The sequence below is a fragment of the Geodermatophilus sp. SYSU D00698 genome (assembly GCF_054050335.1).
On record NZ_JBJGZD010000013.1, the window covers coordinates 115,727 to 124,531 of the forward strand.

Annotated in this window: 11 protein-coding genes; 5 read left to right on the forward strand and 6 right to left on the reverse strand. The window is 76.5% G+C overall.

Annotated elements, in window-relative coordinates; all coding sequences use genetic code 11:
* Positions 1-3: 3 nt before the first annotated feature.
* The 3 genes from ACI8AB_RS13750 to ACI8AB_RS13760 all read right to left on the reverse strand — a co-directional run bounded on the left by ACI8AB_RS13750 (position 4) and on the right by ACI8AB_RS13760 (position 3,682).
* Positions 4-1,068 carry an ABC transporter ATP-binding protein gene (locus ACI8AB_RS13750; protein ID WP_456950560.1) on the reverse strand — a complete coding sequence of 355 codons (1,065 nt, stop codon included), beginning with the start codon at positions 1,066-1,068 and terminating at the stop codon, positions 4-6.
* The gene (locus ACI8AB_RS13755) at positions 1,065-2,567 is read right to left on the reverse strand and encodes an ABC transporter permease (protein ID WP_456950561.1); all 1,503 of its coding nucleotides are present in this window, start codon (positions 2,565-2,567) and stop codon (positions 1,065-1,067) included. The genes ACI8AB_RS13750 and ACI8AB_RS13755 overlap by 4 nt, the downstream gene beginning before the upstream one ends.
* Before the next feature lie 92 nt (positions 2,568-2,659).
* Entirely contained in the window at positions 2,660-3,682 is a 1,023-nt protein-coding gene (locus tag ACI8AB_RS13760; RefSeq protein WP_456950562.1) for an iron ABC transporter substrate-binding protein, read from the reverse strand.
* A 172-nt stretch (positions 3,683-3,854) separates the two neighbouring features.
* Between ACI8AB_RS13760 and ACI8AB_RS13765 the strand changes: the two genes are divergently transcribed.
* Genes ACI8AB_RS13765 through ACI8AB_RS13775 form a run of 3 tightly spaced genes read left to right on the forward strand, consistent with a single transcriptional unit; the run spans position 3,855 to position 6,209 of the window.
* The gene (locus ACI8AB_RS13765) at positions 3,855-4,889 is read left to right on the forward strand and encodes an ATP-binding cassette domain-containing protein (protein ID WP_456950563.1); all 1,035 of its coding nucleotides are present in this window, start codon (positions 3,855-3,857) and stop codon (positions 4,887-4,889) included.
* Positions 4,886-5,743, forward strand: coding sequence for an ABC transporter permease (locus ACI8AB_RS13770; RefSeq protein WP_456950564.1), 858 nt, complete (start codon positions 4,886-4,888; stop codon positions 5,741-5,743). Before ACI8AB_RS13765 ends, ACI8AB_RS13770 begins: the two co-directional genes overlap by 4 nt.
* Before the next feature lie 19 nt (positions 5,744-5,762).
* On the forward strand, positions 5,763-6,209 hold the full coding sequence (locus ACI8AB_RS13775; protein WP_456950565.1) for a GNAT family N-acetyltransferase: 447 nt from the start codon (positions 5,763-5,765) through the stop codon (positions 6,207-6,209).
* 7 nt (positions 6,210-6,216) lie between these two features.
* On the opposite strand, the gene ACI8AB_RS13780 is transcribed toward ACI8AB_RS13775, so the two are convergent.
* Complete coding sequence (locus tag ACI8AB_RS13780) at positions 6,217-6,768, reverse strand: DM13 domain-containing protein (protein ID WP_456950566.1); 552 nt, start codon at positions 6,766-6,768, stop codon at positions 6,217-6,219.
* Positions 6,769-6,849: 81 nt separating this feature from the next.
* On the opposite strand from ACI8AB_RS13780, the gene ACI8AB_RS13785 reads away from it, so the two are divergent.
* Complete coding sequence (locus tag ACI8AB_RS13785) at positions 6,850-7,233, forward strand: PaaI family thioesterase (protein WP_387988820.1); 384 nt, start codon at positions 6,850-6,852, stop codon at positions 7,231-7,233.
* Between the two features lie 55 nt (positions 7,234-7,288).
* Here ACI8AB_RS13785 and ACI8AB_RS13790 read toward each other — a convergent pair whose 3' ends face one another.
* Positions 7,289-7,918, reverse strand: a complete 630-nt coding sequence (locus tag ACI8AB_RS13790; RefSeq protein WP_456950567.1) for an LppU/SCO3897 family protein — start codon at positions 7,916-7,918, stop codon at positions 7,289-7,291.
* 115 nt (positions 7,919-8,033) lie between these two features.
* Positions 8,034-8,285, reverse strand: a complete 252-nt coding sequence (locus ACI8AB_RS13795) for a hypothetical protein (RefSeq protein ID WP_387988818.1) — start codon at positions 8,283-8,285, stop codon at positions 8,034-8,036.
* Positions 8,286-8,405: 120 nt separating this feature from the next.
* On the opposite strand from ACI8AB_RS13795, the gene ACI8AB_RS13800 reads away from it, so the two are divergent.
* The gene (locus ACI8AB_RS13800) at positions 8,406-8,687 is read left to right on the forward strand and encodes a DUF427 domain-containing protein (RefSeq protein WP_456950568.1); all 282 of its coding nucleotides are present in this window, start codon (positions 8,406-8,408) and stop codon (positions 8,685-8,687) included.
* Positions 8,688-8,805: the final 118 nt, after the last annotated feature.

Here is an 8,805-nt window from a genome sequence, read left to right on the forward strand (position 1 = left end):
GGGTCAGGCAGCGGCCGGGGCCCGCGGGACCGGCGGCGGCGCGACCGGAGGCACCGGGAACGGCACCGCCGCCCCCTGCACGGTGACGGTGACCTCCGCGCCGCGCAGCGGCAGGTCCGCGCCCTCGGTGCGCGCGCTCACCCGCCGGCCCGACGGCAGCTCCAGCTCGACGCGCGCGTCGTGCCCGTAGAAGTCGACGTCGCGCACCCGGGCGCCGGGACCGGTCGTCAGCCGCAGCTGCTCGGGACGGAGCAGCACCCGGACCGGGCCGTCCGGGCAGGGCCGGGCCAGCACCAGCTCGCCCAGCTCCGAGGCCACCCGGCCCCCCGCGGCGACGCCGTCGAGCACCACGGCCTCGCCGACGAAGGCGGCCACGTCCAGGTCGCGCGGGTCGCGGTAGAGCGTGCGCGGATCGGCCAGCTGGGCGAGCGTCCCGCCGCGCAGGACCGCCACCTGGTCGGCGGTCGACAGCGCCTCCGCCTGGTCGTGCGTGACCAGCACGGCGGTCGCGCCGGTGGCCCGCAGCGCCTCGACGACGGCCCGCCGGGTGTCCTCCCGCAGCGCGGCGTCGAGGGACGAGAACGGCTCGTCGAGCAGGACCAGCGACGGCTCGGGCGCCAGGGCCCGGGCCAGCGCCACCCGCTGCTGCTGGCCGCCGGAGAGCTGGTGCGGCGCGCGGCCGGCGAGCGCGGCGTCGAGGCCGACGAGGGCGAGCAGCCCGGCGATCCGCACCCGGTCGCGGCGCAGCCGGCGGGGCAGGCCGAAGGCGACGTTGCCCGCCACGCTCAGGTGCGGGAACAGCCCGCCCTCCTGGGGCACGAACCCGATGCCGCGCCTGCGGGCGGGCACCGCGCGGCCGGCCCCGGACACCACCCGGCCGCCCAGCTCGACGGTCCCGGCGTCGGGGTCGTCGAAGCCGGCGACGATGCGCAGCAGCGTCGTCTTCCCGCAGCCGGAGGGGCCCAGCAGCGCGGTCGTCGTCCCGGTGGGGACGTGCAGGTCCACCCCGGTGAGCACGGGGGTGCGGCCGTAGGACTTCGCCAGGCCGGTGACGGTCAGCGCGCTCATGTGGTCAGACCTCGTCGGACGTCTCGGGAGAGCAGCACCGTGGCCGGTGCCGAGAGCAGGACCATGACGACGGCGTAGGGAGCGGCGGCGCCGTACTCCAGGGCGCTGCTGGCCGACCAGAACGCCGTCGCGAGGGTCCGGGTGCCGGTGGGGGCGAGCAGCAGGGTGGCGGTGAGCTCGGTGACCACCGCGAGGAACACCAGCGCCGCACCCGCGCCGATCCCCGGGGCCAGCAGCGGGAGGGTCACGCGCCAGAGCCGGGCCGGTGCGGAGGCGCCGAGGGAGGCCGCGACGTCGTCGTGCACCGGCGGCGACTGCTCCACCGCCGCGCGCACCGTGACGATCGCCCGGGGCAGGAAGAGGATCGCGTAGGCGGCCAGCAGCACCGGGACGGTCTGGTAGAGCGCCGGCAGCGCCCGGATGCTCACCGTGACCAGCGCCAGTGCGACGACGATCGCCGGCACGGCGCTGCCCAGGTAGGTGGTGCGCTCGAGCACGGTGGCGAGCGGCCCGCGGCGGCGCACGGCGAGCCAGCCGGTCGACAGGGCCAGTGCGGTGGTGACGGCCGCGGCCGCGGCGGCCAGCGCGAGCGTCGTCCCGGTGGTGGTGGCCAGGGCCGCCCAGTCGACCCGCGCCGAGGCGCCGGTGAGGAACCAGGACGCCAGCGCGGCGACCGGGACGACCAGCGAGAGGCCCACCAGCGCGGCGAGGGCCAGCAGCACCGGCCCGGTCAGCAGCCCGAGCCGGACCGGGCGCGGCCGGCGGGCGGCGCCGGCCCCGGTGCGGGCGTAGCCGCGGGCGCCGCGCAGCCGGATCTCGGCCACCAGCAGCACCAGGCACAGCAGCACGAGGACGCCCGCGAGCATGGTGGCGGCCGGCCCGTTGAAGGTGGCGCGGTACTGGTCGTAGACCGCCGTCGTGAAGGTCGGGTAGCGCAGCATCGCCAGGGCGCCGAACTCGGCCAGCACGTGCAGGGCGACCAGCAGCGCCCCGCCGAGCACCGCCACCCGCAGCTGGGGCAGCTGCACCCGCCGGAACACCGCCCAGCCCGACAGGCCCAGGCCCCGCGCGGTCTCCTCGAGCGCCGGGTCGGTGCCGCGGAGGGCGGCGACCGCGGGCAGGTACACGAACGGGGAGTAGGCCAGGGAGACGACCAGCAGCGCGCCGCCGTACGTGTCCAGCCCGGGCAGCAGGGAGATCCACGCCGAGCCGGTGACGAACGCGGGCAGGGCCAGCGGCGCGACCATCAGCACGTGCCACACCCGGCGGCCGGGCAGCGCGGTGCGCTCGACCAGCCAGGCCGCGCCCACGCCGAGCACGACGCACACCGCGACCGAGCCGGCGACCAGCCGGACGGTGTTGCCCAGCAGCTCGGCGACCCGCGGCCGGAGGACCAGCTCCGCCACGCCGCCCCAGCCGACCTCGGCGACGGCGACCGCGATGTGCACGAGGGGCAGCAGCGCGAGCGCCGCCACGGCCACGGCCAGCGCCACCGTCACCGGCGCGCGCCGGGCCCGGGACGCGCGCCGGCCCCGCGACGACGGCGGGGCGGGCGCCGCGGGGCGCGGACGGGCGGGGACCGGGGAGGCGCTCAGAGCAGGCCCACCTCCTGCATGAGCTCGGTGACCCGCTCCTGGTCCAGCGAGCCGGGGTCGACCGCCGGCGCGCCGAGGGTGTCCAGCGGCGGCAGCGCCTCGGCGGAGGCGACCCCGGTGCCGACCGCGTACTCCAGGGCGGTGCTCTCGGCCAGCCGCTCCTGCGCCTCCCGGCCGGTCAGCCAGGCGACCAGCCGCTGGGCGTCGTCGGGCTGGTCCGACGAGGCGAGGACGCCGGCCCCGGAGACGCTGAGGAAGGCGCCCGGGTCCTGGTTCCCGAAGAGGTGCAGCCGGGCGTCGTCACCCTTCAGACCGCCCTCGGCCTGGTCGCGGTACCAGTAGTAGTGGTACATGACGCCGGCGTCGATCTCGCCCTCGTCGGCGGCCACCATCACGGCGGTGTTGCTCTGGTAGACGCCGGCGTTGCGCTCGAGCCCCTCCAGCCACGCCCGGGTGGCGTCCTCGCCGCGCAGCGCCAGCACCGCGGCGACGATCGCCTGGAAGTCCGCACCCCCGGCCGCGATGCCGATGCGGCCCTCCCACGCCGGGTCGGCCAGGTCCAGGATCGACGCCGGCAGCTGGTCCTCCGGCAGCGCGGTGGGGTCGTACACCAGCACCGTCGAGCGGGCGGCGAAGCCGGTCCAGGTCCCCGACGACGGGCGGAACTGCGCACCGACCTGGTCCAGCGTCCCCTGCTCGAGCGGCGCGAGCAGGCCCTCGCGGTCGAGGACGGCGATCGACGGGCTGTTCTCGGTGAGGAAGACGTCGGCGGGCGAGGCGTCGCCCTCCTGCACGATCTGGTTGGCCAGCTCCGCGTCGTTGCCGTCGCGGAACTCCACCTCGATGCCCGTCTCCTCGGTGAAGCCCTCGAGCATCGTGCGCACCAGGCTCTCGTGCTGGGCGCTGTACACCGTGAGCGTCTGCGCGTCCGACGCCCCGGCGCTCCCGCAGGCGGCCAGCGCGCCGGACAGGCAGACGGCGGTCAGGACGGCGGCGGTCGCCCGCCCGGGCGTGGTCACGGGTCCTCCAGGAAGACGTGCACGGCTGGGATCGACAGCCAGGGTAGGCACACCTAACCAGATGCGCTGACGGGCCGGGTGACCGATGAGTCCCTCCTCCCTCCCCGGTCGGAAGCGTCAGACCCGCGCGGGACCGTGCGGGCACCCGACTCGGGAGCAGGGGGTGGGGCACGTGACCGCGTACGTCGGTGATGCGGCGCCGGTCGGTGGGCGGGCGCCCGGGAGCGACGGGGTCCCGGCGATCGAGGCCGTGGGCCTGGTCAAGCGCTTCGGCACCACGACGGCGGTCGCCGGGGTCGACCTGCTGATCCCGCGGGGCGGCGTGCACGGCTTCCTGGGCCCCAACGGGGCCGGCAAGACGACGACGATCCGCATGCTGGCCACCCTGCTCCCGCCCGACGGCGGCACCGCCCGGGTGTTCGGCCACGACGTCGTCACCGACGCCGACGCCGTCCGCGGGCGGGTGAGCCTGACCGGCCAGTTCGCCTCCCTGGACGAGGTGCTCAGCGGCGCGGAGAACCTGCTGCTGCTCGCCCGGCTGCTCGGCTACTCGCGGGCCGCCGCCCGCCAGCGCACCGACCAGCTGCTGTCGGCGTTCGGCCTCACCGAGGCCGCGGGCAAGCAGGTGAAGAACTACTCCGGCGGCATGCGGCGGCGGATCGACATCGCCGCGAGCATCGTCGTCCGGCCGGACCTGATCTTCCTCGACGAGCCGACCACCGGCCTGGACCCGCGCAGCCGCAACCAGGTGTGGGACGTCGTGCGGGCACTGGTCCGCGGCGGGACGACGGTGCTGCTGACCACCCAGTACCTCGACGAGGCCGACCAGCTCGCCGACCGCATCTCCGTCATCGACGCCGGCCGCGTCATCGCCGAGGGCACGCCGGGTGAGCTGAAAGCGTCGGTGGGGTCGGGCACGCTGCACGTGCGGGTCGGCGACCCGGCCCGCCGGGGCGCGGCCCGCGAGCTGCTCGAGCGGGTGCTGGCCGTGCCGGTGACCGAGGACGGCGACCCGGCGGCCCTCACCGCCGCCGTGCCCGACGCCGGGCCGGCCGCCCGGGCGCTCACCGAGCTGGAGGCCGCCGGCATCCCGCTGGTCCAGTTCGCCCTCGGGCAGCCGAGCCTCGACGAGGTCTTCCTCGCCCTCACCGGCCGGCCCGCCGAGACCGCCGCTCCGTCCGCTCCCGACCCGGAGGACCCGCGATGACCACCCTCGACAGCCCGTCGGCCGCGACCGCCGAGGTCACGGCCCCGGACACCGACGCGGTCCTCGCCGCCCTCGGCTCCGCGGAGCGCCCGCGGCCGCAGGGCCCGCTGGCGGCGTCGGCGACCTTCGGCCGGCGCACGCTGCTGCGGATCAAGTACGTCCCGGAGCAGCTGTTCGACGTCACCGTCTTCCCGGTGATGCTCACGCTGATCTTCACGTACCTGTTCGGCGGCGCCCTGGCCGGCTCGGTCGACCGCTACCTGCAGTTCTTCCTGCCCGGGATCCTCGTGCAGAGCATCCTCATGATCACGATGTACACCGGGGTGGCGCTCAACACCGACATCGAGAAGGGCGTCTTCGACCGCATCCGCTCGCTGCCGGTCTGGCGGCCCAGCGCGCTGGTCGGCGCGCTGCTCGGCGACGTCGTCCGGTTCACCCTGGCCTCGGCGGTGGTCGTCGGCCTGGGCCTCGCGCTCGGGTTCCGGCCGCAGGGCGGGCCGGGCGGGGTGCTCGCGGCCGTGGCGCTGCTGCTGGTCTTCGCCTTCGCGCTCGGCTGGATCTGGACCTACCTGGCGCTGGTCGTGCGCACGCCGAACGCGGTCATGGGCTGGAGCATGCTGGTCATCACGCCGCTGACGTTCGGCAGCAACATCTTCGTCGACCCCGCCACGATGCCCGGCTGGCTGCAGGCCGTCGTCGAGGTCAACCCGGTCAGCCACCTGGTCAGCGCGGTGCGCGGGCTGGTGCACGGCGAGGTCGCCGGCTCCGACGTCGTCCTCGTGCTGGGGTGGGCGGCCGCGCTGGTCGCCGTCCTCGGCCCGCTGACGATGCGCCGCTACCGCACCCGCAACTGACGTCGGCTACAACGGGAGGGTGCCCGACTCGCAGCCGATCCTCCGCACCGCCCCCTTCGCCGAGCTCACCCCGTTCGAGGTGTACGCCCTCTGCCGGTTGCGGGTCGACGTCTTCGTCGTCGAGCAGGAGTGCCCGTACCCCGAGCTCGACGGCCGGGACACCGAGCCGGCCACGCGGCACCTGTGGTTCGAGGAGGACGGCGAGGTGCTGGCCACGATCCGCGTCCTCGACGACGGCCGGAGCCGGGCCATCGGCCGGGTCGCCACCGCCGCCTCCGCGCGCGGGCGGGGACTGGCCGCGCGACTGATCGAGGCCGGGATCGAGCTGTGCGCGGGCGCCCCGATCACGCTGGGCGCGCAGGCGCACCTGCAGGGCTGGTACGAGCGCTTCGGCTTCCGGCTCAGCGGGCCCGGCTACGTCGAGGACGGCATCCCGCACGTGCCGATGCGCCGCGAGCCGGCCTGACCCGCGCTCAGGCCGCCGTCGCCGGCGCCAGGTCGGCGGCGCCGAACGCGGCGTCGAACCGGTCGCACCAGATGACGACGCTCGTCCAGCCGGTCGCGTCGACCCCCGCGGGCACCGTGTAGTTCTGGTCGCCGACGTTGCCCTTGAGCGGCCCGAGGTCGACGAAGTCCGCGTCGAAGGCGGCCTCCTCGCCGGTGGCCGGGTTCTGCGACAGGTACACGTACAGCGCCGGGCCGTTGGAGGTCTCGAAGCCCTCCAGCCGGACGACGACCTGCCCGTCGGGGAGCCGCACCACCCGCGCGGTGCCGACGGTCTCGTGCTCGCGGGAGACGAACGTGCCGGTGGCGAGGTCGACCGGCCCGGGCGGCGCCACGGTGACCACCGCTCCCCCGCCGCCGGTCCCCGGGGTCTCCTCCGCGGCCGCCGACGGCAGGCTCTCGTCCACCCGGGCGTCGTAGAAGAGCTTCTGCGGCTGAAACCAGACGAGGGTGACGGCGGCCAGCGCCACCACCACGACCGCCGCCGCCAGCCAGATCCAGGTCCTCCGCCGCGCTGCCACGGCGGCGGACCCTAGCCGCGGCCCCGCCGACCGTGGGGCTCCGCGGGCGTGGCTGCCCGGTGAGCGGGTACCGCGCGCCCCATGGCAGACGACGGGACCCCCGGCGGGTTCGCCGGACGGCTCGGTGCGACGGTGGAGGACGCCGGCGACGGCGCCGCGACGCTGGCGTTCGAGGTCCGCGACGAGCACCTGAACCCGGCGGGCACGCTGCACGGCGGCGTCGTCGCGACGCTGGTGGACACGGTGATGGGCCAGGCGGTGCGCAGCACCACCGGCGACGGCGAGGTGCCCGCGACCAGCCAGCTCACCGTCACCTACCTGCGCCCGGGCAGGCCCGGCCCGCTCGAGGTCCGCGGCCGGGTGCGCACGCGCGGCGAGCACCTGACCATCTGCGAGGCCGACGTCGAGCAGGAGGGCAGGGCGCTGGCGCACGCCGTCGCGACGTTCGCGCTGCTCGAGCGCTGAGAACGCGAGCGCCCCGCCGGCCGGGCCGGCGGGGCGCTCGCGTGGGGAGCTCGGATCAGGCGACGGGCTCGAGGCAGTAGACCGTGCCCTCGTCGCCGGTGTTGCCATACCAGAGCGCCTCGGTGGCCGAGGCGGAGTCGATGCAGGTGTCGGGGTCGGCGAGGTACTCGCTCTCCGTCTGCTCCTCCTCCTCGACGCCGACCACCCGGAGCTCGGCCGCCGGGTCGTCGCAGTCGACGACGTCGACCTCCGACGAGCCGGTGGACCGGACGCAGTCGCCGACCTCGGGGGCGCCGAAGTCGACGAAGCGGAACGCGGCGATGCCGCCCGCGACGGCGACCGCGGCGACGACGCTGCCGATCCTCCTGCCCTTGCCCGGCTTCCCGGCCGGCGCCGGGCCGCCGGAGGGACCCGGCTGACCGGGCTGGCCGGGGCCGAACTGCCCCGGGACGCCGGGCTGGCCGAACGCGGGCCGACCGGGCTGGGCCTGGCCGGACGGCGGCTGACCGGGCCGGCCGTACGGCGGCTGGCCGGTCGGGGGCTGCCCCCACGCGCCGGGCTGCGGCGGACCGCCGGCGGGCGGCTGCCAACCCCCCGGCTGCGGGGCGCCCTGCGGCGGGACGGGCCGGCCGGGCTGCGGGCCCCCTGCCGGCGGCGGGGTGCCGGGCTGTCCCGGGTTCGTCATCACGTGCTCCTCGGTGCTCCGACCGGCGCCGGGGTGGCACGCGGTCCGACGGGCACCCTCACACACGGCGAACGCGCTGGTCAGGAGGATGCGCCGCGGCCTCCCCCCGCGCGGGTCAGGTCGCGACCGGGGCAGGGACGGGGTCCTCGAGCACGACGCTGACGCTCGCGGGGGCGCCGGACGGGTCGTCCTCGTACACCTCGTCGTCGTCCCCGGTGCCGCACTGGCTGACCAGCAGGATGAAGGCGAACACCAGCACGATCAGGCCGAGGAAGGTCCCGAAGAACATCGCCCGGCCGCGCTTGGGCCGCGGCTGCATGCCCCGCCGCGCGTCGTCGGGGTCGGGCGGACGGGCGGCCTGGGACATGGGCGGGCTCCTCGTGCAGGACGGACGGGGCGGCGTGTGCTGCGCCGTCTCTCCCCACACATGCCCAGCCCGCCCGCCGGTACGCCTGCGGGACGCGGCGGCGGGCGGCACGATCGCGGCATGACCACAGCCACGTGGAACGGGACCGTCGTCGCGGAGTCCGACGACGTCGTCGTCGTCGAGGGCAACGCCTACTTCCCGCGCGATTCGGTGCGCGAGGACGTGCTGCGCCCGTCGGCGACGCACACCACCTGCCCGTGGAAGGGCCGGGCCTCCTACTTCTCCCTCGAGGTCGACGGGCGGACCAACCCCGACGCGGTCTGGTACTACCCCGAGCCCGAGGACGCGGCGAGGGAGATCACCGGCCGGGTGGCCTTCTGGCGGGGCGTCGAGGTCCGCTGACACGCCGAGGGCCCGGCCGCCGCGGCGGGCGGGCCCTCGCCGCCGTCGATCAGGCGCCCGGCCGTCCGCCGGCGACCTCGCGGGCCGTGGGGGCCTCCTCCGGCGCGACGTCGCCGGA